Source organism: Streptomyces cyaneus (assembly GCF_004028635.1).
Classification (GTDB): Bacteria; Actinomycetota; Actinomycetes; order Streptomycetales; family Streptomycetaceae; genus Streptomyces; species Streptomyces cyaneus.
This window is the reverse complement of the sequence record NZ_RQJW01000003.1, coordinates 26,604-50,130: the sequence shown is the minus strand read 5'-3', so window position 1 is coordinate 50,130 and position 23,527 is coordinate 26,604. Positions and strand designations below refer to the sequence as shown.

The following is a 23,527-nucleotide window of genomic DNA, read 5'->3' as shown; positions in this document are numbered from 1 at the left end:
GGCTTTGGCAGGTCAGGATCAGACACAGGCACTGACGAAAATCGCAGCTGTGGCCGGGCTCTTCTGAGGTCCGGCCATGGCAAGGTCTGTCCACGCCGCCAGTGCGCGTAGGGCTGACCGCCAGCTTCCCGATCGCGACGTCGGTCACCGTTCGGGGAGCTTAGGAGCCGAGGAGGGCTCTTCCCAGCGGGGTGAGGGTGTGGAGGACCGCGATGCCGGTGCGGGTGGTGGTGATGAGGCCGGCGTTGCGCAGGACGGTGGTGTGTTGGCTGGCCGAGGGCAGCGAGATACCGACCCGGTCGGCTGTTTCGGTGGTGGTGGCTGGGTGGCGCAGGGCAGCAAGCACGGCGGCGCGGGTCCGTCCCAGCAGTGGCCCCAGCATCTCGGCGGCGCTGGTGGGCTGTTCGCTGGCATGCAGCGGGTAGATCAGCGTCAACGGCTCGCCTGGGACATACATCGGCTCTTGGACGAAGTACGACGGCAAGAGCATCAGTCCCCGGCCATTCAGATGGACGTCGGTCGGGGCGCACGGTGAGCTGATGTGCCAGGTCGGCGACTCCCATCGCCAGCCGGGGACGAGCGTGGCCAGCATGGCATCGACGCCGCCGCGCAGAAGTGTCTCGGCTCGCAACGCCCGGTCGGCGACGGCGGTGGCCTGCATCTGCGGCCACAGGGGCGCAAGGGTTGAGTTGAAGTAGAGCAGGGTGTCCTGCGCGAGGACCTGTCTGCCCCTCCTGGTGCCGTCGGCGAGCTCCCGCAGTGCACGGCTGTCGCGAATGGGGTGGGGCAGGAGAGCGATTTCGTCCGCCAGTTCCTGAACTGGCGTCCGGACGGCCAGGTCGACACCAGCGTGCAGGCCAGGAGTGGTGGGCTGGAGGAAGAATTCGAAGATGCCGCCTTGCGGGGGATCCAGGCTCCGGAGGATCCCCGCCCGCGGGACCAAGCTGTGTGCGATCGCCTGCTGCCACTGTCTCAGGCCGGGCCGCGAGCGGACCAAGCCGGTCGGGCGGGTGCGTAAGTAGCGCACGCTGAGCGCCGTTTCCAACAACGCGTTGGGCACCGGAGCGACGGTGATCTGACGCAAGTCAGCCTCGGTGAAGTGTATGCGCAACACGGGCCGATTCTCCGTGTGCATGACCCTTTTGGCCATGGATGAAAGGCATGGCGACTGGAACCGGCTGGAGGCAGGCTCATTCTCACCAGCTCGTCCTGCACGGTCGGAAACCCGGGCGCGCAGCGAGATGTTTGCACTCAAACCGGAATCCAAGGAGGACCTTGCTCGTGCAGACCAACCTCAAGCGCATCGGCCTCGGCGCCGCTGCAACGACCGCCGCGGTGCTTTTCGGCCTCGCAAGCACCGCCCAGGCCGCGCCGCACTATCTGAACGGTAAGAGCAAGACCGGGAATGCTGAGATCAGCGGCACGTACGAGTACCACGTGACCGGCCACACGACCAGCGGTGACCCAATATACGGGGGCAAATTCACCAACGCAGGGGCTCGGGACGCCATCCCGGGCAACCGTCTCGAGGCAGTTTTCGCCCTGGAGTACTACACATGGTCCGGAGGGGCCTGGAAGTACCAGCCTCGGTACGCCAGCCGGGTGAACTCCTTTGACAGTTGGGGCTTCAACAACAAGAAGGACATTCGAGTCTGGGCCTGTGACCGCCAGGTCGGAACCACCACACTGAAGAACTGCAACCCGGTGTTCTAACCAACCGGTGCTGACGCCTGCGGCCTCGCCGGATTCCGGCGGGGCCGCAGTGCTTCACCGGGTTGCGCGTAGGCGATCGCGCCGGGCGGTGACGAGCTCGCGCCACCGCGCGCGGGTGGTGTCTTCGTTGTCCAGCCAACGCGGCGCGGCGTAGTCGGCGGGGAGTGGGAGGTCGGCCATGAAGGACGCGATGTCGACGTAGTAGGCGTAGTCCCGCCCTGGGTCTGTTCGCGCAGTCGGGTGATCGTGGCGCTCACAGCATCGTGGTCGTCGAGGACGGCCTGGTGGAAGGCGAGGGCCAACTCGAGAGTGGGGGCCATGGAGGCGAGGCCCGCGACGTCAAGTTCGGTACGAAGGGGGCGGGCACGGTCTTCGAGGGTGGGATTGCCGGCGTCGCGGATGAGGGCGGCGATGGTCACGTTGATCGCGGTCGCGCGCAGGTCCAGATGTGCCAGGAGCTGTTCGGCGAGGGCGAGTGCCGAAGGTGAGGCGGTCGACAATGGCAGCGCAGAGGCGGGGGTCGGTGAAGTCGTTGACCGGCCGTAACGTGGCTTCCGCCGGGTTGGATCCCGCGCAGGAGTGTCCACGTTCTCGCCCCTGAGCGTCGGCGCTGACGCGAACGTACGCATCACCGATGGGGCCTGCCGAACCGACTGTGTTTCGTCACCTGGGGCGGCCCATTTCGTCGGTAACCCCAGGTTGCCGGCCTCCCACAATCCTATGTGTCACACCTCAGTGGCAGACTGGCGGCACAACGAAGCTCCGGAAGGGCAGGGCGATGCGGCAGGGTCACCCGTCGAGCGCCACTGCTCGGGGGCGGCTGGTGCCACGGGGGGAGATGCGCGGCTGTGATCTTCGACAGTCTTGATGTGTCGTACGGCGAAATGTGGGGTTCCCAGCGGGGAATGACCCATCCGGACCCGATGTCGCGCGTGGTCGCGGCACGCAGACATGCTGCCGGGATGGATTACGCGGTTCTGCTGTCCGCGCGGGAGCGACCGCTGGCACTGGTCGAATACTGGCCGCGCCGGATGTGGCGTGTGTATCTGTTCGACGACAGGTCCTGGCGCATGCAGATGATCGACCTCAAGCCGCACGGCACGGGGACGTTGTTGGCTCACCGGAACACCCGATGGCAGTTTTCCAACGAGCAGGAGCACTCGTCCGGGAAGTGGGATGTTCAGGAGACCACGACCGTCTCGGTCGACGGTCAGGTCGAGGTGAGGTCCGAGTTCGCCGGGCCGAGGGGAGCGTCGACGGAGCCACTGCACGCTCGCACATCCGGCCCGTCGAGCGTCCCCGTGCGGCGGTTCCCGGCGCCCGTCGAAAGCTTCCTCTGCCCCGTACCGGAATTCGGCGACTGGCAGGTGTTCGCGCCGTTCCTCGCCCAGCAGGGCCACGAGCCCGCCACGACCGTAGTCCTGAGCGATGTGTCGGTGGACGAAGGATCGGGACCGCTGCGTGCCGCCGGAATTGAGCAACTGTTCAGTCCGGGCGCGTGCGACACTCCGGATGGGCCGGCCGTCGTCGAGCCCGTTGACGCCGGCCTGCTGCGGATCACGTCAGGCCAGCTGGCAGTCTCGGACCCCGGCTGGATCGGAGAGACCCCGCGGACCGTCGCTGTGCCACCGGGCGAGTTCCCGGTCACGCTGTCGCTTTTGCGCACGACACGCGGGGCCGGTGTCGCTGCGGCCAGGGTGACGTTCCTGGACATCCCGCCCCGCGAGTGGGAAATGGCCCTCCGGCCCGACGAGGACCTGGGGCTGCTCGGCGAGGGCCAGTTCTACGGGGTTGGCGTGGATACCGGCACAGTGGCTTTCATGGATGCGACCCGGACGGTGATCGAAGACCAGTTGGACGAGGACCTGTTCATACCCCTCGACAGCCATTTCACCGTCGAACTGCCCAGCACGGAGCCCGAGCCGAACCTCATCGCCTTCCGTGCCGGCCGGGGCGACGGGGCCTACCCCGTCTGGATCGGCCGCACCGATGACGGACAGGTTGGTTGCGTCGTCGTCGACTTCCAGCTCCATTCCGCCGACGGGGGAGAGTAAGGAGCCGCCGACCATCGGCGCGAGGCCGCACTGCCCGAGACTGGGGCCGCGGCGAACCTCTAGAGTGCACACGGCGATTGAGAAGCTCGACAACTCGATCACCGACTTCGGCCTGGTGGACGCCTTCCCGGAGGACGTCAAGGAAACTCGCCAGCGGTACTACGCGTCGATGCACATGGGCGACAGGGCCACCGACGCAATGCGCTGGAATGGTGGGCCAGCAAGTCCAGCAGGGCGTGTATCCCGCGCAGATACGCAGAAGTTCCCGCACACGGGAGCCGCCTTCGGTGGGATCGGCGTCAACCCAATGAGGTTTTCTCAACGAAGATCACTTCCAGTGATTGTTGAGGACGTGGGCGGCGCGGGCTATGTCGCCGATCCGGGTAGGGCTGAGGGGGATGTGCTTCAACGCGCGCCAGCGTTCCTTGAGTTCAGCAGCGGTGCGTTCGCCGAGCGCCCGTAGGTCTCTGATCAGGGTGTTCGTTGTGCGGGTGTCGATATCAAGAGCTTTCTCGGACTGGCCTTTGGGGCGGCGGACCGGCACTCGGATGCCGATTTCGGCGCCGATGTAGCCCTTGTCGGCCAGGGTGGGCAGGCCGTCAGCGGCGGCCTTGTAGAGCGCGGGCAGCACGTGCAGGCGGGCGGCGGTGATGTCCGGAGTGGAGCCCGGCTCCACATCGGATACCCATAGCGGCGTGCCGTCCGGCGCCGCCAGGAACTGGATGTTCCCGCCGAAGCTTTTGTCTTTCTGGCTGAACCACAGGTCGTTGCCGTTGTCACGGACACCGGCGACGCGGTCGCAGGTGATCAGCGTGCCGTTCAGTACCAGATGCGTCATCCCCGCGGCCCGGCAACGGTCCAGCACCTCGTGCAGGTCTGGAGCTTGGCCGGCCAGCACGTCGATGCCCTCGTGCAGGTAGCGGTAGCCGGTGGCCTGCGAGATCCCGGCGTCCCGGGCCAGGCAATGTACGCAGCCGCGCTCGCGGAACCAGCGCAGCACCAGCACGGCCTGGCGGAACGGGCCGAGCACGCGGCTGCCGCGCGGGGTGCCGATGCGCCGTCGGTGCGCGGCCAGCAGTCGGGACAGATACTCCACGACGTGGCGAGGAACGTCGAGCGTGGCAGCATAGGTGACCAAGGTGAGGCCTCTGGCTCAGCAGACGATCTTGTGAGAGAGGCCTGTCCTACCAGAGACTTCACGTCCGTCCGAGCGCGGGGCCCGCATACCCGATCCGCGCTGGATCGAGTGGCTCAAGCCTTCTCGGCGCGGATCGAATAGGTGAGGGGGATGCGCGGAGCACCTTCAGGGTGCCGATAGATGTCGCCGTCGTGGCGCTCAAGCGACTGGCGTTGGAGGTAGAAGGTGTGGTCGTGCTCGTGGAGGAACCGGATCCGTAGCCCAGCTCCGGCGATCGCCGAGACAACGGTCGACAGACTGTGCCGCCACTCCACGGTCTCGTCGTGCTCGGTCACTGCCGCCTCGTCGGCGTAGGTGCCGGGGCCTCCCGAGGCTTCTGGACCTTCATCGAAGTAGTCGTGCGTGACCGTGCTTCCGGTCTCGTCGTCGAGGACGAAGCTGAAGGGATGGAACTCCGCAAGGTACAGGCACCCAGCGGGAGCGAGTAGTTCAGCGACCACCGACGCCCAGCGGCTGATGTCGGGAAGCCAGTTCAGCGCCCCGAAGCTGGCGTAGACAATGTCGAAGGTCTCCCCCTCGACCGCCGAGACCGCGTCGTAGACGTCCGCGGTCAGAAAGCGTGCGTCGATGCCGAGTTCGGCCGCGAGTCGTGAGGCCGCTTCGATCGCGGGCGGAGAGAAGTCCAGCCCGGTGACCTGTGCTCCTCGTACCGCCCACGACAGCGTGTCCCGGCCGAAGTGGCACTGCAGATGGATCAGGCGCTTGCCCCTGACATCCCCCACCTCGGCCGTCTCGAAGTCCTTCAGCGAATCGGGCCAATCCTGGAACCTGTCCATGTCGTAGAAGGCGGCGCCCAGATGAATGGGTACCCGCTCGTCCCAGTACGCCTTGTTCAACTCCCGCCAGCGCCCTGCCAGGTCACCCATGAATCCGGACGATACACGGAGGCGGACTGGCGCACTACGCTGCCGGACTCGCCACCCATTCGGTGGCCACCGGCAGCTCGCACGACTCTCGAAATCCAACTCCGGACGCGCGTTCGGGGACAGCTCCGCCATCGCACGGTTGATCCTCCGCCCCGCTGTCCGGCGCGTGCGGGCTCTCGGCGAGCGACTGCCGCCGAGCTCACGCAGCGATGACCCACCCCGCACGTCGCGCTCAGCCCAGCGGCGGCCTCGCCCGCACTGCATGCGTTCTCAACGGAATCTGAAGGTGATCACCGCTGAGAAAACCTCAATCGCCCGGCCGACGACGGACTGCGTTTCGTCACCCACACAGCCCCATTTCGTCGGTACGCCCGGGTGGCTGGCCAGGCGGTCGCCCTGCTGACCCCACGCTGACCGTGACCGAGACCGCGCTCGCCTTCCTCAAGGAAGCCCGCCGCCGCAGGGAGCTGTGCCAGCCGAAGCACTGCGAGGGGCACCACGAGGGGCAGCCAACCGGGGCCGACCTCTGCAGGCGTCCATGCGCTGACCCGCCATGGTCGAGGGAGGCGACAGTACTGATCCACCCCACGATCACACCTGACCCGGCCCACTTCACCGCATCAGAACTCACGAACCCGAGACAGCATCACCGCCATGACACAAAGCCCCACGACGGTGGTTCCGCCCATCAATCTCTCACCTCATGACAGCGGCCCACCCACCCACAAACAACCGCCGACCAGCCCCGTAACACCCCACCCCAGAACATTACCACCCACTCTCACCACCACCCACACAAAACCCAGAGAACGCAATGTCGGGATAGGACGAGTCCTGGTCGAGTTGGGTGGCTGCGGCCTCGATATCGAAGTGCGTGGTGCGGAGTTCGACGCCCGGGCCCAGCCGGGCCCAGTGCGCGCCGGTCCGTCCGTTGGGCATGCCGATGCTGCCGGGGTTGATCACGAGCCGGCCGTGGGCGAGGCGGACGAACGGCATGTGGGTGTGGCCGCAGACCACGGTGTCGCCGAGGGGGTCTGAGGGAACCGCTTCGGCGCGATGGGCGAAGGACAGGTGAAAGCCCAAGTATTCGAGCATCGTCCCTTGGACGAGAGGAGCCCCGATGACCGTCGGACCAGGCGTCGGCATCGGCACCGCGCGTGCCGATGCGGAGAGCGACGCCTCAGTGATCGCGCGGTCCCGGGATGAGCCCGAGGTGTTCGCCGCGCTCTTCGACCGGCACGCCGACGCCGTGCACCGCTATGCGGCCCGCCGCCTCGGCGGCGAGGTCGCCGATGACGTCGTGGCGGAGACCTTCACCACCGCATTCCAGCAGCGGCATCGCTACGACCCGGCCCGCGGCGCGGGCGCCGACGCCCGGCCCTGGCTGTTTGGCATAGCGACCAACTTGGTCGGCCGGCATCGGCGGGCTGAGGCCCGCCGGTTCAAGGCCATGGCCCGGGTCCCGGCCCTCGCTGACCACGACGAGCCGCTGGCCGACCGGGCCGCGGACCGGGTGGTGGCGCGGGCCGTACGCCGCGAGCTGGCGGCGGCGCTGGCCGCGTTGCCCGCTCGGCGCCGGGACGTGTTGCTGCTGGTGGCCTGGGGTGATCTCGGCTACGGGGAGGCGGCCCAGGCCCTCGGTATCCCCGTGGGCACGGTCAGATCACGGCTGCACCGGGCTCGCAGCAAGCTGCGCGAAGCATTGGGCGGATCCGATCCGACGGCACTGCGAGAGGTATCCGACCATGAATGACGAACTCGAACTCTTGAGGGAGTGGGACGCGGACGCGGCCCCGTTCACCGGTCCGGCCCGGGACCGGGCCCGGCACCAGCTGCTCAACGCGATGGCCCACGCGGACCAGCGCACCGGCACCGGCCCCAGTCGCCGCCATGCACTGCGCCTCGCGGCGGCCGCGGTGGTCGCCACGGCGGTTACGGGGACGGCGGTGCTGATCGGCACGGACGGCTCCGGCGAGGACGGCGCACCGGGCACGAGCACCCCGCGGGTGGAGAACGCCGCCGCGACGGTGCTGAACGGGGCGGCGGCGTGGGAGCGCGAGCAGGAGAAGGAGCCGTTGGCGCCGCGCGACGACCAGTTCATCTACTCGAAGCGGATCATCAAGGAGACGGAGCAGAAGACCGGCAAGGTCAAGACCTACACCGATGAGATGTGGGACTCGGTGGACGTCTCCAAGCCCTCCTTGTCCATGGAACTGGGCCGCGAGATGTGGGAGGAGCCCGCGGGGAAGGGCGGCGGGGTGTGGCCACCCCGGAAGTGGAGCGAGCTGAAGAAACTGCCCCAAGACCCGGAGAAGCTCATCTCGGCCATCATCTCCCTCGGCTCCCGCGCCGACGACCGGTCGATCAGCGATCTCGACAAGCTCGAGCGGTTCGAGGCCTACTGGCTGCTCGGCGAGCTCCTGAAGAACCTGGTGCTGCCCCAGGGACTGCGCCCCGCGGCGTACGAGGCGCTGGCCCTTGTGCCCGGCGTCAAGACGATCCCGGGAGTGAAGGACTCCGCCGGGCGGACCGGGGTGGGCATCGCCCATACCGAGCGCGGGTCCTACGAAGGCAAGTACCTGATCTTCGACCCGGCGTCGTATGAATTCCTGGGCTTCCGCGACGAGCGGATCTCGGCTTCCGGGAAGAAGAAGTACATCCAGCTGTCGCACGTAGTGGAGTGGGGGATCGTCGACCGGGTGAAGCAGCGCCCGTAGGCCGCCGCTATCCCGCGGCCGATACCCGCAGGGCCGCCGGCACCGGCAGATGGTCGCCGGCGGCCCTGAGGTTTGCCTCCGGGAGGTCGGTGGGGATGCCGCAGCCGAGGACCTCGTCGCCCGGCCTCGCGAACGCCACGTCGATACGGCGGTCCGGGGTTGAAACGGCATGTCGCTGACGCTGTCAGGGACAAAGAGCCCCAGCTCGGCACGGCAAAAGAACGCGAGAGGTCCAGATAACGGCCTGCTCGTCAGTCAGGAATTCCACCGGCACGCGGTCACCGCAGCCACGCCACGAGCCCGTTCAGCGGGCTTGCCCGAACTGCCCCACGACCGCCGATCGCTGTGCTAGCTGACAAGATCAATCTCACCGTCAGCCGCTGTACCGCTGCTACTCGCGACCGGACGAGCCGGCGGATGGCCGAGGTGCGGCCCTTCTCGGCCGGGACGCCGAGTTTCCGCAGCGCGTCTTGAGAACGTGATCAAGGTGGTCGCAGCCGTAGGCGCGGCGGGCATCGTTGCCGCGAAGGCTACGCCGCACGTCAGGAAGAGGTTCAACGAACTCAAGTCGAAGCTGAACCGCAAGTCGGAGGACACCGTCGAGGCCACCGCGCAATAAGCCAGCAGGATCGGTGACACGGTTCTTACCGGCACCCCAGGGTCGGGTGCCGTGCACTTCCGAGCTCCACCACCGAACATCCGCACGGGGAACCGTTCGTGCGTACCGATGCCAGGCGGGTGTTGCCAGACCCCGCTGTCACTATCCGCCCACGGCCCAGATCAGCCCCGAAAGGCTGCAAGACCCCGGGTCTCATAAATCGCTCACGGTTTCGAGGCGGGGCCGCTTCGGCGGATGCCCGCCGGGCGGGAGCGTGCAGGCCGGCGGCGGCAACAGATGGTTCGGTCAGCCCCAGATGCAAACAGCCTCATCTCGGGCGGTGAGTCTGGCGTCGAGGCTGCCCGGCCGCTCTCGCGGCTGCGGTCCGGGCCTGCAGCAGGGGGAGGCCGGAGCCGGCTGCAGGCAGCCAGTGCGCCCTGCAGTCAACGCCGGTGCGTGGTCCGCCGGCTGCCCTGCCGTGTCTTCCTGACAGATGTCAGGAAGACACGGCAGGGCAGGCCGAGTACGTTCCCCTACGTGCTGCTGCGCGTCGGCGTGTGAGCCCACCGCTCACCGGCGGGCTGGCATGCCGGGTGACCACCGGTGTTCCCCCTGTCCGTTGCTGCTCAGGTATTGCGTCGGCCTCAGGAAGCATGGGGCAGCAAACTCCACTCGGAAAGGGGGGAGGAGGCCGGGCATATCTCGACCCGGCCTCTCCACAGTCCTGCTCGTGCAGGCGCTCATGGCCACGCCGCCCGGGGGCCGGCCCAGCGCCCGGACCGACCAGTTCTCAAGTTGCCTCATGCTTCGTCAGGAAAGGAATGGCATGTCCATATTGAAGCGCTACGCATCCCTCGCAGCTGCAGCCGTGGCTGTGTTGTCCGTGAGCTTGGCGGGACCGGCTTCCGCGCAGACAACCCACACCCAGTCGGCCTTCGGCGAACAGGCCCGCGCTGCCGGCCTCAGCCGAGACGACGCCAAGGCCCTCCAGGCGAAGGTGGACCGCTACCTTGCCCGCCACGACGGACGGCAGATCGCGGCGAATGAGATCGCCCTGGCCGACGGTGCCACGCTGACGGTCACCGTTCCCGGCGAGAAGTACGTGCGTGAGCTGAGCACGCCGGCCAAAAGCCGTGCCGCGGCACAGTGGGAGTGCGACAACGAGTACTTCTGCATGTACCGCCAGCAACTGGGCATGGGCGACCGACTTGCCCTGTACTACTGCCAGGACTACGCGCTGCAGGACTGGACCGGCGAGGGCTCCTACTACAACCTCCAGACCCGTGGCACGCAGGCACTGCTCAAGAACCAGAGCCGTACGGTCATCCATGTCACGCCCGGCGCCCCCTATGGCAACCCGAGCTATGACTGGACCCCCGTCTGGTACGTCAGGCCCTGCTGACACCGCAGCAGCACTCCACCAATCCCGCTGGTCAAAAGGGGTAGTCTCGAGCTCTGCGGGCTGACGGATCATCAGGATCCGGTTCCAGCAAGCCGGTCGGTCCGGCGGGCGAGGCCGCACACGGCCGGCTCGTGACGGCGGACCTCGCTACGAAGGCCGTGGACGGCCGAGCCGCAGGAGTTGCTCCTGCGGGCGGGCAGCCGGGTCGGCCGGGTCGAGGTGCGGCCTCGGATGCGGGACAGAAGGAGCCCCAGGACGACGGGACCGCCGCCCACGATCCGGCCAAGGTCTTCGCCGAGGCCGCACGCGGCGAAGGCAACGACACAGCCGAGCGGCTGCCTATGGAGCTGAAGGCCATGGCCGCTGCGGGGCAGGCCCGTCTGCACCGCCCGGCCGACCACACCCACGAAGAGAGCCCGTCCGTACTCACCGGGACATGCGAGGACATCCAGGTGCCGGACCCTGATACATGTCAGGTGTCGCGGGCCGGGTGACCGACCGTACGGTCACCAACGGCGAGCGAGGACCGGCCGCACTGCCGGCCGCCCGCGCACGCCCACCACACTCGCCGACACACGAAAGAGGGCTCATGAGCCGCCGATCGCTCAGGACACTGCTGGCCGCCGGGAGCGCCGCCGCGGTGATGGCACTCCTGCCGACCTCCGCCCACGCCGCCTCGTTCTCGGGCGGCAACTACGGGGCCTACGGGATGGAAGGGCAGTACCCCACCACGAACTACTGCACGGGCACGTTCCGGCAGGTCGGACCCACCCAGTACGCCGGGAACATGGCCCTGAAGTACTTCTACTCCGACAAGTGCGGCTCGTTCGCCCGGATCGAGAACTCCCGGGAGAACTGCGCGGCCGTGCTGCAGCGTTCCAACGACGGCGCCAGCCGCAACGACGGCTGGGTCTCCGAGACCGTCGACGCAGGCATCAACTACGCCTACACGAAGCTGGGCAACAACCTCAACGGCCGTGTGTCGCGAGCCCTCCTCTCCTGCGACGGCCACGACCTGGCCTGGACCGCCTGGTTCTGAGCACGGGCTGCGGCGGGTCACCGGCCCTTACGGCGACCCGCCGCAACTCTGTGTGTGGGGGGTGAAGACGGTCAGCAGTCCGACACGCCGGCGATCTTCTCGCCGCCCCGGATGTACACGACGTCGCTCTCGGAGAACTCCATGACAGCCGCCCACCAACTGCTGGTGCCGACGGCCGGGCCGTGCACGGCCTGTCCCCGCGTCCGGCACACGGCGCCCGCCCACCACTGCGAACGGACCGAGACGCAGGGAGTTGGTGCTCCCCCCGCTGACGCAGGCTGACGCCGGTGACCCAGATGCAGACGTCGGTGACGGCCGAGCAGCCACCGTCGGCGACGGCAGGCACGGCCAGGGCCGTGGCGGCGATCACCCGGCGGTGGCGAGCGCGCCGGTGGCAAGCGCGGGCCGCGGCGAAAAATGCCAGCGCGCCTGACCACACACAGGCGGCCGTGATACACGATGCGCACGTGGACTTCCCGCCCGCCTGTTCAAGCCCGACACCACGCTGAACGCATGGACTGCGGCCGCAGCCCTCACCGCCCCGCACACGCTGCACACGCTGTCCGAACTCGTGCAGGGGCCGGCAGCACACCCGCCCGGGCAAGCAGCAGCGCCTGATCCGGAATACCGGAAACCCCCAGCCCACGTCCGGCACGACCACGCCGAGGGCCCATTCGACGAGCCCGCACAGGAGCACAGGCGCAGCATCAACCTGATGCACCCCTGACACCCGCTGGCCGCGTCGCTCTCAACCAGTGCCGTTCGCCGATGAGTTCGAACGCCGGCACAGATCTGCATGCCTCTGAATGCCGGCGAGTTTCGATGTCACACAGGCGGGCGGCAACGGCAGTGACAGATCGTCCGCCAGCTGCGCCGGGCGCTGCGCATGTGTGGGGCAGCGGGAAGGGCCAGGAGTCTTCTTGACCTGAAGTGCGATTGAGCTCCTAGCGTGCCCTGAAGCTGATCACCTGACGGCGGGAGAACATGTTCATGATCCTCGTGACCGGAGCCACCGGAAACATCGGCAGTGCGCTGCTCAGGGAGTTGCACGAATGCGGCGCGGGGCCGCTCAGAGGGTTCACCCGGGACGCCTCACGGGCGACGTTCCCCGAGGAGGTCGAGGCCGTCGAGGGCGACTTCGCAGTCGCGGAGTCGTTGAAGCCCGCCCTGGACGGGGTGCGCTCGCTGTTCCTCGTGTCGCGCATGGGCCCTGACGCCGACATCCTCGCAACAGCCCGGCAGGCGGGTGTCGACCACGTGGTACTCGTGTCCTCCATTACCGTCCAGACCCACCCGCACCTGGCCCCCGCCCGCGAAAACCTGACAGTCGAGCAGCTGCTCAAGGACAGCGGCATGCACTGGACGATCCTGCGGCCGACACAGTTCGCCTCGAACACCACGATGTGGGCGGCGTCGATCCGCAACGGTGAGGCCGTCCGCGCACCGTATGCAGACACCGCACTGCCCACGATCCACCCCGCGGACATCGCATCGGTGGCGCGCGCGGCACTGACCGAACCCGGCCACCAAGGGCGGACGTATGCCCTGACTGGTCCGGAGCCGGTGACAGCCCGGCAGCAGGCCGAAGCCATCGCGGCAGCACTCGGGCGGAATGTCCCCTTCATCGAGATCGGCCGACAGGAGGCCCGCACTCAGATGGCCGCCGTCTTCGGAGAGGACTCCGCGGACGCGGTGCTCGAGGTCACAGGCGCAGACGTCAATGACGAACTGCTGGCAGTGCGCGACACAGTTTCACAGGTCACCGGCCACCCGGGAAGGCCGTTCCGGCAGTGGGCCCAGGAGAATTCCCACATATTCCGCTGAGCCGGCCAACCGGTGAGAGTGGATCGTCCGGTGGTCGGCGATCACGAGATCAGAGCGTGGCGGCCTGCCCGGCGCGGGCTTTGGCCCGCACGAGCCGACAGGAATCTGCTCCGGTCTCGACGGCGTCGATCTCGCGCTGCCAGTCGGCATGGCCATGGCGGGAACGGGCCGGTTTCCGCGCAAGGACCTTATAGTTCCGATCAGTTGCTCGGTCGAGAAACCGGAGGTACGGGTGTGAACATCGAACTGGCCGACGCGGTCGCGGGGTTGCGGGACGAACTGCTGGCCGCCGCCGCGCGCGGAGCCGGGCAGGAGGTGGTGTTCGACGTCGGGACGATCGAGCTCGAACTCGCCGTGGAGTTGCGCACGGACGCCAAGGCCAAGGCCGGATTCAAGGCCTGGGTGGTCTCCGGGGACGCGGAGGCGGGAGTGTCACGGGGCAGGACGCACAGGGTGACTCTCTCGCTGACCCCGCGCCGCGCCGATGGCGGGGACCTGCTGGTGGGAGGCGACTCGCGTCGGCCCGCCGGACCGGGCGACGTGTCCGACCACATCGGACGCTGAGGACCCGGGAGGCGCGGGCGTGAACTGGGACAGGGTGGTGGCGGTCACCGGCTCGCACGGTCCCGGCTCGGGCTACCTCGTGGGCCCACGCCTCGTGCTGACCTCCGGTCATGTGGGGCGGGCTGAGGGCCGTGCGGTCACGGTGTTCCGGCCCGGACGGCCCGGCGAGTTCGCGGGGACCGTCGTGTGGTGCGGTACGCCGGGCGGGCGCGACGACGCGGCCCTGGTGCTGCTCGACGATCCGCACTGGGTGCCGACCGGCGAGGCCGCGCCCTGGGGGCGCACCGTCACCCACCGCACCGGCATCTCCTGCGCCTGCTGGGGCGTGCCGAACCTGGTGCAGCGCCCGGACAGGCCCGTGGAGGTCAGCCAGCTGTCCGGTCGGCTCAACGCGGGGGACCGGATGGTCGGCGACCGCTATGTGATGCAGCTGGACGGCCACCCGCCGGACGGCCCGTCGCCGTGGGGCGGGCTGTCCGGCGCCGCCCTGTTCTGCGGCGAGCTACTGACCGGCGTGATCGCCACAGACCCGGCCGGACGCGCGCACGCCGCGCTGGAGGCCGTACCGGCGTACATGCTGCTGCGCGACCCCCAGTTCCGCGCGCGACTCGCCGAGCACGGCGGATCGCCCGTGTGCCGGGGCGTGGAACTGCGCGAGCTGGACGATCCGTCGCCAGGCGGCGCCACGGCGGTCACCCCGGCCGGTCTGCTCACCGCGCGCCGCGCCGTCGTACCGTTCCTCGGCCGGGACGACGAGCTGGAAGAGCTGCTGGCCTGGGCGGCCCTCCCCGGCACGGGCGTGTGGCTGCTGCACGGCCCCGGCGGGCAGGGCAAGACCCGCGTGGCCCAGCAGTTCGGCGAGCGACTCGCCGAGGACGGCTGGGCAGTCGTGTGGCCGCGGGCCACTGCCGCCGCCGAGCAGCTGTCGGTGATCGCCGACGTGGTCGTGCCAACGCTGGTCGTGGTCGACTACGCCGAGGGACGCGTCCGCCAACTCGCCGCGTTGCTCAGCGACCTCGCGCACCGGGGACGCCGCGTCAAGGTGCTGCTGCTCGCCCGTACCGGCGGGGACTGGTGGCAGGAACTGGCCGCCTCGGGGGACGCCGTCGCCGACCTCACGGACACGGCCGTCGTACGCCGGCTGCCCTTACTGGAGCCGAACGACGTCGACCTCTACACGGTGGCCGTCGACGCCTACGCCGCCGCCCTGCGCGACCTGCCCGGCGGGCCCGACGAGGACTGGGCGGCGGCCGCAACGCGGCTCGGCCGGGCGGAGCGCCGGTCGGCACCGGAGGACCGAACCGTCCTGGCGGTGCAGATGACGGCTCTGGCCGACCTGCTCGACGCCGCGCACCCGACGGACGAACCGCCCCACGGAGCACCGCGCGGGCCCGAGGACCGCGTGCTCGACCACGAACGCCGCCACTGGCAGTCACTGGCCCGCGCACACGGCCTGCTGCCGGGGCTGAGCCTGCCCACCCTCATCGACACCATCGCCGCGGCGGCGCTCCTCGGGGCACCCAAGCGGCAGGCCGTCGACGCGTTCCTCACCCGCGTGCCCGGCCTCTCCGACCAACCGCTGGATCGACTCGACGCCGTGCGGGCCTGGCTGACCGGCCTGTACCCCGCAGCTGACCGGCACACGGCCTTCGGGTGTCTCCAACCCGACCGGCTCGCCGAACGGCTGGTGGGCCGCCTCGTACTCGACCGCGACCGCCGCCGCGTCGTGGAGACACTGATCCCGCACATCGGGTACGAGGAGGCGACCTCGCTGCTGACGGTGTGCGCCCGCGCCGCCGCACACCGCACCCTCGGACCGGGGGTGGCCGACACACTGACCCGCTGGTGCGTCGACCACGCGCGCACGCTGGCCGCGCCGGCGGTCGCCGTGGCCACCCGCGTGGAATCACCGGCCCCGCTGCTGATGGCCCTGGCACGGGTCGCACACGAGTCCGACGACGTCGAGCTGCTGCGTGTGCTCGGCAACGCCCTACCGGTCAGCACCGAAGTGCTCTCCGGTGTGGCGCTAGACCTGGCCGAAGCCCTGGTCCCGCGCTACCGGCAGGCGGCGGTGGACAATCCGGAGCGGTACACCGTGGCCCTGGCGATGGCGCTGCTCGGGCTCTCCGACCGGCGCGGCGACGCCGGACACCACCAGGAGGCGCTGGAAGCGGTCACCGAAGGCGTCGACCTGCTACGGCGCACCGCCCCGATCGAGCCCGCCCGAGCGGAACTCGCCCTCGGCCTCAACCGCCTCGCCAACCGGCTGCGGGAGACAGGACGGCACCAGGAGGCACTGGAAGCTGTCACCGAGGCGACGGATATCCTGCGCGACCTCACCGCCCAGGCCCCCGAACTGTACGCGCTCGACCTCGCCGGCAGCCTCAACACTCTGTCGGCCTGCCTGGCGACCCTACGGCGCCACGAGGAATCCCTGGCAGTGCTCGCCGAAGCGGTCGACCTGCTGCGCGGCCTCGCCGAGGAGGAACCGGGCTGCCTGCCCGCCCTCGCCGACGCCCTGCACAACCTCGCGAACCGCTACAGCCAGCTGGGGCTGTACGAGGATGCTCCGGTCCCGATCAGCGAGGCAGTCGACATCCGCCGTGCCCTCGCCGACCTCCACCCCGACGCCCATGTGCCGGGACTGGCGATCGGCCTCAACACCCTGGCGATCGTGCTGGGCGACGTGGGACGACACGAGGAGGCACTGGCCGCGATCACCGAGGCGGAACGGCTGTTCCGCACCCTGTCCGAGTCCCGCCCCGGCGTCCACGAGAACGATCTCGCCAGGGCCCTGCACAACCTCTCGGGCTGTCTGCAGCAGGCGGGTCGCCCGGCCGAGTCGCTGACCGCGATCACCGAGGCGGTGCAGATCCGGCGCGCCCTCGCCGAGCGGTCACCCGAGGCCCACAGCGCGGACCTCGCCATGAGCCTGCACGACCTGGGCCTCCAAGTCAGTTCCGCCGGCGCGGCCGAGGCGGCGCTGCCCCTGTTCGCCGAGTGCGTGATGCTCCGCATGGACCTCGCCCAGGCGCTGCCGGAGGCGCATGTGCACGACCTGGTCTGGGGCCTCCAGAGCTACGCCCAGTGCTGCATCGACGCCGGCCGGCACGACCTGGCGGTCTCGGCGATCGACCAGCTCGTCGACCTACGCCGCCAGATCGCCGAGGTGGAGCACGACCACGCCACGCAGGACCCGGAGATCGAGAAGGCGTTGGACGTCCGCGCCTGGCTCCTGGAACAGCCGACCGACGGCTAAGCCGAGGCCGGAGCCCTAGTTACCAAACACACCAGTCGGTACAAAACGCTCTTTGAAGGAGGGTACAGGCGGGCGTCAGCCCGACGCTGGTCACCTCTCCCGACGGTCGAGGACACCCCCGTGAGTCGACCGGCTCACCTTCGGCGGGAACATATCGAGACCGGCACCGACTCCTTCCGCCTCACCCAAACCCGAGCCCGCAATGAGCCAGGCCGGCCCCGGGGCCGGCCTGGCCGGGATACGGCGTCGGCGGCCGCGCCACCCTCGTCACCCGCTATGAAGTCGCCTACGTACTTGGCCAGTTGGAACGCTGGGAGGAGGCGTTGCAGACCTACCGCGAGGTCGTCGAGGTCCACGCGCAGGCCTTGGGCGCTGACCACCCCTTACACCGGACAGATCGTGACCTGGTCGAAGTCCCGGCTGGGTCTAATGTTTTGGTTGGCTTGACCTGCGGTTTTTGTGGCACCTTCGTGGCCTGCTCAATTGCGAGCGGTGACTGCTCAGGCTTGAGGAGCCGCCGGTGGCGTTGGTGGAGATGGGCGTCGGTGTTGAAGGCCTGCAGTGCCCGTAGCTCGGTCGTTTGATAGCCGGGAGGCATGCAGCGTTGTTGGGATGGGAAGCTCGCGTTGACCGGGACCACCGCGAGCAGAGCCGGCGCGGGAGCGTGTGTGGTTGCGTCGGTGTCTGATTCTGCGCGTACCCCAAGGTCGGGGGCCGGCGACCGTTCGCAGCCGACCGCCACTTCAGCGGTTCGTGCCCAGACGGAGTCTTACAAGGAAGGTTCGTGGACGAGTCGGTGGCAGGGCGCGCCGCGTCATGCCGCTGGTGGAGCATGGGGCGCTCAGGCGACCAGTCAAACCGGCTTGGGCAGGAGGTGTGTTGCCGGTCAGTCGCGCGGCTGACGCTGTGGGCCGGTGACGCTGATGTCGTACAGAGCGACCTGGTCTGCGTCCGCTCCGTATCGCAGCAAGAGCCGGTGCTCGTCTGCGGACAGCTGCACGGTGATCACTGCGCCGCGGCCGAGGAAGCCGTCGACGGTGGAGTACCACTGCAGCGCATCGTCCCGGAAGGTCTCACCCGATTCCAGGTCCGTGCCGTGGCCGTGCAGGTCCACCGGCTGCCCGGCCGGGACCGGACCGGTTGGCGAGACCACGGTGATGAAGGGCCGGACCCCCTTAGCCTGCACCCGGAACGGTGCGCTGGTCACCGTGGTCGTTCGCAGCCCGCTGGAGGCGACCACCCGTAGCTGGCATGCCTCGCCGCCGGGCAGCGAGTCGAAGTCGATGGTGGCAGAAGGAACGATCGATGGGAGCGTGACGGGCCGCCAAGTGAGTCCGTCGGTGGTGTACAGGACCAGGAAGGAAAGCCGCTCGTCCTCCACGCGCTCGATCTCACGGCGTGGCGCTGGGTGCCAGTCGATGCGGGTGATTCCCTGGGCTGCGTTCTCAGGCGGCCGCCACCGCAGGGTGATGCGTGGAGGTGCGGCTGGCAGTCGCAGCGACGTAAGCACACGCCCCTGGCGCAGGAATTGCAGCCGCCGGGTGCCCAGCGGGACATCGACGGGGAGGCTGAAGATCCACGTCTCATGCCCGCCGGTCGGTGTGTGCTCGCCGGGGTGGAGGCACACAGGTTCCATCGGCAGGACAAGCCGGCGCAGCAGGGTTCCTGCTGTGTCAAGGAAGTCCAACTTCAGGGTGTGCTCGGCGCCCTCGATGCTCGTGTGGAGCGTGTCGGCCTCCGGCGCGGGGAAGGCGGGGGCGAGAACCACACGGTCGTCGTCGGTGACGCTGCCCACCAGCATGATCCGTTCCGCCATGTGATGTGTCCCTTCAGCGCAATGAACGGATGTCTCAGATCGGCATGTCGTTGTAGAACACGTCGTACGTGGCTACGCAGGGCCAGCTGTCGGCGCCGTCGTATCCCATGATCTCGGGTGATCCGGACGGGATGGCCCGGCCGGTGGACATGTGAAACCCCGTCTCGTTCGTACGTCCCTCCGCTGGGAGACGGCTGTCGATGTGGTCCTCGCTGCCGGAGAACCGGGCATGCCCGAGGCCGTAGGTGTGCCCCATTTCGTGAGCGAGAACGGTGGCGCTCGGTATGGACACGAGCCTGGGCCGGTTCCAGAAGAAGTGCCGCTGGCTGCCGATCCCGTGAGCGGCTCGCAAGGGGCCTGCGTCCACGAGACCTGCCACGATCCCGGGGATCTGGCTCGCAAGACCCGTCCAGCTCGATATGTCATGCAGCAGGCCGGACCAGCCTGACCTGGTTGACAGATCTCGGTCGGTGCTGAGCACGAGGGGAGGGGCAAGCTCGAAGTCTCTGATGGGAAAGCGGTCCCGCGCCCCCTGCAAGGCCCTGACGAAGTCCTGCAGGCTTGGTGCGGTGGTGCCCGCGACCGTGCTGGCGATGAGCAGCGGCTGCATGATTTGCGGTCCGCGTTTGTCGGGGAGTGCGAGTGTCGTCGACCCGGTAGCTACCCAGCCGCCTCCGAGTTGCTCCTTTCCTGCGACGAACACCCGCGCTTCGAAGGTCACATGGTCGGTGGCGAGCGCTTCACCCGGCAGCCAGAAGTTCAGGGAGTGTGAGGCATTGCCACGCTGGCTCGTGCGGGCGGGCGGTGCGTCGATGGATGAGGTACCGATCAGGGTTCCGGTGAACAGTTCGACACCACTGCGGGGATCGGTCACCCGCAGCTCACCGGTCACTCCGGCCTGATATCCCGGCCCGACCCCTGCGTTGTAGCCGTTGTTGATCCCTGAGGCTACGAACACCCGGGCCACAGCTGCCTTTCCCCGCGCCAGCCGCAGGGAGTTGGACATGGACTGCAGAGACTGGACGACCTCGATGCGCAGCACACGCAGCCTCGGATCCATCGGCTCGGGCGGAGGCGTGTGTAATGACTCGCACAATGTGTACGAAGCCTCCGCTGCCGCGAGGTCCTCCTGCAGTTTGCGCCGTTGCCCGAGATACTCCGACTTCGCCCCGGAGTCCTTTGGCTCAGTGTGCTTCCATTCCTCGTCCAGGGCCTCCAGGACTGCCCCGGCTTGATCCAGTGCAGCTTTCTTGTCGCGGCACGGCAATGGAACTTCAGGCATGACACCCCCTCGCTTAGATGCACGTCTGCATCAGCCTTGCTTGTCGTCCCCTCACCGCTTCTCCTCGTGCATCCCCTTGCGCAGCTCCACCGTGACGCCGCCGATCCTGCGGCCGTTGGACCACTGGGTCACTCGGACGTGTCGTCGCCTCGTTGTTGTGTCGAGCCGGACGATGCCGATCGTGGTCGGGAGGCGTGCTCCGGGCGCCAGGTGCAGGCACGGCACCCCAAGGGGTGTGCGGGGCGTGAGGTCGATCGAAGCGATGCCGTCGCGCACTTCGAGACGCTGTGCGGCCGTGATGCCGGTGAGTTCCTCGATGAGCTGCGAGCCGTCCAGGGTCGCGTCGCGGTCGGCCAGCGGGTCGGGCCATGGATCAGGGTGGCCGTAGGGGGCGCGCGGCTTGCCGAGTTCCTCGATCATGGCCAGGTCGCGCCAGGGGAGGGCCTGGACGGGCAGGCTGAGTGTGACCTCGCCGGCGGCCAGCTCGGCAGACACGCTGATGCCGTCCTCGCCGTCCGTGCCGACCACGTAGAAGCCGGAGACTGCGTCCCCGCCTGTTGCGTTGGGCAGGACGTGGACGTTGCGCAGGCCCACGTTGTTGCGGGCGCCGACCTCGGGGAAGCCGCTGCTTCCGATGCCCGAGGGGTCGGAGAGGTTCTCCAGGAGGACCAGCAGGCAGAAGTGGTTGTCGGCACGCAGGCTGGACCCCGGCGGCGGTGGTGCCCAGGCGAATTCCACTCGTGTCGCGCTTCCGGGGGACAGCCGCGGGACGATGATCTGGTTGCCCTGGGTGGTGAAGCCACTCAGCGGGGGAGCCGGAGGGACGGCCGGGGTGCCGGTGAAGATGCCGCTTCTGTTCCACGCGAGCGGATAGGGGATGTTCGTGGCGGGATCTGCCCAGTACAGGGAAACCTCGGTGTTGCGGGCGGTCTGTGTGCCCCGGTTGCGGACAGTGACCCGGATCCGGTTGTTGAAGCGGTTGGCCGGGTGGTGGCGCGGGTTGGGTGTGGCGTTTCCCTGGATGTCGAGGATCTCGATGTCGGGGCATTCCCACATCACCGGGCCGACGAACGGCTCTACCCCGGTATCTCCCACCGCGTCGCGTATCCAGACGTCGACCGGGCCCGCCTGCGCCGTGCACGCGGTGGCGGCCTGGAGGAAGCCGAAGCCGAAGCCTGGGTGCGGCACTGCGTACGGCGGAGCGAACAGGGTGCCCGCGGAATCGGTGAGGATCTGTTTGAGGTCTGCCCCGGTCAGCTGGGGTCCGCGGCACTCCAGTACGAGTGCGCAAGCGCCGCTGACCAGAGGGGCGGCCATGCTCGTGCCGGACATGGCGGTGTACAGCGGTCCCGGTGCCGCGCTGGTCATGTCGCGTGAGCGAGGCGCACTCACGTTGGTCCCGACGGTCGCCAGTTCCGGTTTGGTCCGCCCGTCGCGGGTGGGGCCCCGACCGCTGGCGGCATTAATGACCGCGGGCGGGCCCGCCTTGGTGTGGTTGCCGACAGTGATCGCCCGGCGGGCGGTGGACAGCTGGGTCAGGGTCAGGGTGGCGTCGTCCACGTGCGGTGGCTGCCAGGCGCTGGAACCGGAGTTGTACACGTCCACCCAGGAATGGAAACGGCCGTTGATGACGGTGTTGCCGGTGAGAGTGAGGGTCCAGGCTCCCGCCAGCGAGGCACCCACCGCCACGTTGAGGACAACGCTGATGGTGTTGTCTCCATTGGTCCCGGCATGGAGGACGGAGCGCAGCTGCCCCGAGATGCCGAAGCCCACGCCGGCCACCGGGACCGAACTGCCCGGCCCCACCGGACCGATGACAGCGCCGTTGGGCGCGGTCAGCGTCACGTCGAACCGGTCGTGGCCGTCGTACCAGAGCTCGATCACGTCGCTCATGTGCCCGCCGGGCACAGCGGCGTAGCTGAGCACGAGATCGGTCGAGGCTCCTGCGGGCACGGTGCCGGTGGCGTGTGCCTGGGCGCCCGTCGCGTTGCCGGAACCGATGACCACGGCCCGGCCAGGGCCGCTGACCAGCAGGTCGAGGAAGCGCTCGCCGAGCAGGGAGCCATCGTGCGGGCCCTGCCCGTCGCCCAGGCTGAGATTGATCACACAGGGCTGCCGCCTCTGCTGGGCGCGGGCGGTGATGTACATGCAGGCATCGAGGACCGAGGCCGCGTCGCTCGCGGGGACCTCAGGCTCAGGCAGGCGCAGGGCGACGAAGACGAGGTCGGCCTCCGGCGCGGCACCGCGCAGCACCGCAGGAGCGCCGCTGCCCAGACCGTTGCCGGCGGCGATCCCGGTGACATGGGTGCCGTGCCCGGCGACGATGCCTCCGTGCCGGACCACGGAGTACGCGGCCGTCCCGGCAGGACGGTTCAACTCAGCATTGATGTCGTGCGCGGAGTAGTCCACTCCGTAACTGGCGCCTCCCAGCGGGATGACCCCGGGCAGCGCCGCGCCCGTCGGCGGACGGTTCTCGCCTGCCACCGCGACCAGGTTCTGATCCCACAGATGCCGCACACGAGTGCCGGCCACCGGAGCCGGACCACGCAGATCCGGATGGTAGACATCCAGTTCGTCGTCGACGACGCCCACCACCACACCGGCACCGGTGTGCGGGGGCGGCCCCGCCTGCACCTGGTCCACCTGGGAGTACGCCAGCGCGCCGTCGAGAGAGAGGAACACTGGACGGGACAGTTCGATAGCGGTGACGGCGGGGGACTCGGCGAGCCGAGGCACGAGTTCCAATGGGATGTAGGCGGTGACCAGGTCGCACAGCTGATTGCGGAGGACAGCTCCGAGGCGCTCCAGGTCGCGCAGGGATGCCTGGGACTCGATGAACACCGAGACGTACGCGCGGTCGAGCTGCATGGGAAATTCCCCGGCCGGGGGACTTGGGGGCAGGTGGAGCCCGGTGGCAAGGGCGACAGGCGGGGCGGGCACGCGCTCCTCCTCGCCGCGTGTCCCGGCCACATCCCCGCTGCTGTCGCTGACCGGCTCCGCATCGGGCTGCTCGTTGCCACGGCCGCCATGCCCGGAGCGATGCAGGCCAGGTGGACGACGGTGACGGACAAGCCACGTGCGCAGGGCCTCCCGTTCGTTTCGCACGAGATCGTTGAGTTCGTCCTCGCTCAGGGCAAGCAGATGGGCCAGGCGTGTGTCGATCTTCGCGGCGGCCTGCGGACTCAGCTCGATCAT

General features: G+C 68.8%; 18 protein-coding genes and 3 pseudogenes. 13 read left to right on the top strand and 8 right to left on the bottom strand.

Annotation, left to right across the window (positions count from 1 at the left end; all coding sequences use genetic code 11):
* Window positions 1-160 precede the first annotated feature (160 nt).
* Window positions 161-1,114, bottom strand: a complete 954-nt coding sequence (locus tag EHO50_RS09495; protein WP_128429446.1) for an ArsR/SmtB family transcription factor — start codon at window positions 1,112-1,114, stop codon at window positions 161-163.
* A gap of 167 nt (window positions 1,115-1,281) precedes the next feature.
* On the opposite strand from EHO50_RS09495, the gene EHO50_RS09490 reads away from it, so the two are divergent.
* The 3 genes from EHO50_RS09490 (at window position 1,282) to EHO50_RS09480 (ending at window position 3,767) form a co-directional block, all read left to right on the top strand.
* On the top strand, window positions 1,282-1,713 hold the full coding sequence (locus EHO50_RS09490; RefSeq protein ID WP_128429445.1) for a hypothetical protein: 432 nt from the start codon (window positions 1,282-1,284) through the stop codon (window positions 1,711-1,713).
* 263 nt (window positions 1,714-1,976) lie between these two features.
* Window positions 1,977-2,201 carry a hypothetical protein gene (locus EHO50_RS43945; RefSeq protein ID WP_164904805.1) on the top strand — a complete coding sequence of 75 codons (225 nt, stop codon included), beginning with the start codon at window positions 1,977-1,979 and terminating at the stop codon, window positions 2,199-2,201.
* A 360-nt stretch (window positions 2,202-2,561) separates the two neighbouring features.
* Window positions 2,562-3,767 (top strand): DUF4241 domain-containing protein, encoded by a 1,206-nt coding sequence (locus EHO50_RS09480; protein WP_128429444.1) that lies wholly within the window; start codon window positions 2,562-2,564, stop codon window positions 3,765-3,767.
* A 328-nt stretch (window positions 3,768-4,095) separates the two neighbouring features.
* On the opposite strand, the gene EHO50_RS09475 is transcribed toward EHO50_RS09480, so the two are convergent.
* The 3 genes and pseudogenes from EHO50_RS09475 to EHO50_RS09465 form a co-directional block, all read right to left on the bottom strand.
* Window positions 4,096-4,905, bottom strand: coding sequence for a transposase family protein (locus EHO50_RS09475; RefSeq protein WP_128429443.1), 810 nt, complete (start codon window positions 4,903-4,905; stop codon window positions 4,096-4,098).
* 113 nt (window positions 4,906-5,018) lie between these two features.
* A complete protein-coding gene (locus EHO50_RS09470) occupies window positions 5,019-5,831 on the bottom strand; it encodes a class I SAM-dependent methyltransferase (RefSeq protein ID WP_128429442.1) in 813 nt (270 codons plus the stop codon).
* Between the two features lie 810 nt (window positions 5,832-6,641).
* Window positions 6,642-6,851, bottom strand: a pseudogene (locus tag EHO50_RS09465) (metallophosphoesterase family protein); the annotation flags it as partial.
* Between the two features lie 100 nt (window positions 6,852-6,951).
* On the opposite strand from EHO50_RS09465, the gene EHO50_RS09460 reads away from it, so the two are divergent.
* Together EHO50_RS09460 and EHO50_RS09455 are read left to right on the top strand one after the other, a co-directional pair.
* The gene (locus EHO50_RS09460; RefSeq protein WP_128429441.1) at window positions 6,952-7,584 is read left to right on the top strand and encodes an RNA polymerase sigma factor; all 633 of its coding nucleotides are present in this window, start codon (window positions 6,952-6,954) and stop codon (window positions 7,582-7,584) included.
* A complete protein-coding gene (locus tag EHO50_RS09455; RefSeq protein ID WP_128429440.1) occupies window positions 7,577-8,548 on the top strand; it encodes a CU044_5270 family protein in 972 nt (323 codons plus the stop codon). The genes EHO50_RS09460 and EHO50_RS09455 overlap by 8 nt, the downstream gene beginning before the upstream one ends.
* Window positions 8,549-8,555: 7 nt before the next feature.
* Here the strand turns inward: EHO50_RS09455 and EHO50_RS44890 are convergent.
* A pseudogene (locus EHO50_RS44890) lies at window positions 8,556-8,705 on the bottom strand (endonuclease/exonuclease/phosphatase family protein); the annotation flags it as partial.
* Window positions 8,706-9,035: 330 nt separating this feature from the next.
* On the opposite strand from EHO50_RS44890, the gene EHO50_RS45585 reads away from it, so the two are divergent.
* The 8 genes and pseudogenes from EHO50_RS45585 to EHO50_RS45990 form a co-directional block, all read left to right on the top strand.
* Window positions 9,036-9,167 carry a hypothetical protein gene (locus EHO50_RS45585; protein WP_281288178.1) on the top strand — a complete coding sequence of 44 codons (132 nt, stop codon included), beginning with the start codon at window positions 9,036-9,038 and terminating at the stop codon, window positions 9,165-9,167.
* 805 nt (window positions 9,168-9,972) lie between these two features.
* Window positions 9,973-10,548, top strand: coding sequence for a peptidase inhibitor family I36 protein (locus EHO50_RS09445; RefSeq protein ID WP_128429439.1), 576 nt, complete (start codon window positions 9,973-9,975; stop codon window positions 10,546-10,548).
* Window positions 10,549-10,679: 131 nt separating this feature from the next.
* The gene (locus EHO50_RS09440) at window positions 10,680-11,042 is read left to right on the top strand and encodes a hypothetical protein (RefSeq protein ID WP_128429438.1); all 363 of its coding nucleotides are present in this window, start codon (window positions 10,680-10,682) and stop codon (window positions 11,040-11,042) included.
* 95 nt (window positions 11,043-11,137) lie between these two features.
* The gene (locus EHO50_RS09435) at window positions 11,138-11,587 is read left to right on the top strand and encodes a hypothetical protein (RefSeq protein WP_128429437.1); all 450 of its coding nucleotides are present in this window, start codon (window positions 11,138-11,140) and stop codon (window positions 11,585-11,587) included.
* A gap of 990 nt (window positions 11,588-12,577) precedes the next feature.
* Window positions 12,578-13,411, top strand: a complete 834-nt coding sequence (locus tag EHO50_RS09425; RefSeq protein ID WP_128429436.1) for an NAD(P)H-binding protein — start codon at window positions 12,578-12,580, stop codon at window positions 13,409-13,411.
* 234 nt (window positions 13,412-13,645) lie between these two features.
* Window positions 13,646-13,975 carry a trypco2 family protein gene (locus tag EHO50_RS09420; RefSeq protein WP_128429435.1) on the top strand — a complete coding sequence of 110 codons (330 nt, stop codon included), beginning with the start codon at window positions 13,646-13,648 and terminating at the stop codon, window positions 13,973-13,975.
* A gap of 19 nt (window positions 13,976-13,994) precedes the next feature.
* Window positions 13,995-17,234, top strand: coding sequence for a tetratricopeptide repeat protein (locus EHO50_RS09415; RefSeq protein WP_128429434.1), 3,240 nt, complete (start codon window positions 13,995-13,997; stop codon window positions 17,232-17,234).
* 260 nt (window positions 17,235-17,494) lie between these two features.
* Window positions 17,495-17,617 (top strand): annotated as a pseudogene (locus EHO50_RS45990) (tetratricopeptide repeat protein); the annotation flags it as partial.
* A gap of 503 nt (window positions 17,618-18,120) precedes the next feature.
* Here EHO50_RS45990 and EHO50_RS09405 read toward each other — a convergent pair.
* The 3 genes from EHO50_RS09405 to EHO50_RS09395 are packed head-to-tail and all read right to left on the bottom strand — an operon-like array spanning window position 18,121 to window position 23,527.
* Window positions 18,121-19,050, bottom strand: coding sequence for a hypothetical protein (locus EHO50_RS09405; RefSeq protein WP_128429433.1), 930 nt, complete (start codon window positions 19,048-19,050; stop codon window positions 18,121-18,123).
* A 34-nt stretch (window positions 19,051-19,084) separates the two neighbouring features.
* A complete protein-coding gene (locus EHO50_RS09400; RefSeq protein ID WP_128429432.1) occupies window positions 19,085-20,332 on the bottom strand; it encodes a zinc metalloprotease in 1,248 nt (415 codons plus the stop codon).
* A gap of 51 nt (window positions 20,333-20,383) precedes the next feature.
* Window positions 20,384-23,527, bottom strand: coding sequence for a S8 family serine peptidase (locus EHO50_RS09395; RefSeq protein ID WP_128429431.1), 3,144 nt, complete (start codon window positions 23,525-23,527; stop codon window positions 20,384-20,386).

Bases quoted from the DNA above. Each gene is read 5' to 3' on its own strand.
- EHO50_RS09470 (WP_128429442.1), bottom strand. From the start codon at position 5,831: ATGGGTGACCTGGCAGGGCGCTGGCGGGAGTTGAACAAGGCGTACTGG.
- EHO50_RS09460 (WP_128429441.1), top strand. From the start codon at position 6,952: ATGACCGTCGGACCAGGCGTCGGCATCGGCACCGCGCGTGCCGATGCG.
- EHO50_RS09455 (WP_128429440.1), top strand. From the start codon at position 7,577: ATGAATGACGAACTCGAACTCTTGAGGGAGTGGGACGCGGACGCGGCC.
- EHO50_RS09445 (WP_128429439.1), top strand. From the start codon at position 9,973: ATGTCCATATTGAAGCGCTACGCATCCCTCGCAGCTGCAGCCGTGGCT.
- EHO50_RS09435 (WP_128429437.1), top strand. From the start codon at position 11,138: ATGAGCCGCCGATCGCTCAGGACACTGCTGGCCGCCGGGAGCGCCGCC.
- EHO50_RS09425 (WP_128429436.1), top strand. From the start codon at position 12,578: ATGATCCTCGTGACCGGAGCCACCGGAAACATCGGCAGTGCGCTGCTC.
- EHO50_RS09405 (WP_128429433.1), bottom strand. From the start codon at position 19,050: ATGGCGGAACGGATCATGCTGGTGGGCAGCGTCACCGACGACGACCGT.
- EHO50_RS09400 (WP_128429432.1), bottom strand. From the start codon at position 20,332: ATGCCTGAAGTTCCATTGCCGTGCCGCGACAAGAAAGCTGCACTGGAT.
- EHO50_RS09395 (WP_128429431.1), bottom strand. From the start codon at position 23,527: ATGATCGAGCTGAGTCCGCAGGCCGCCGCGAAGATCGACACACGCCTG.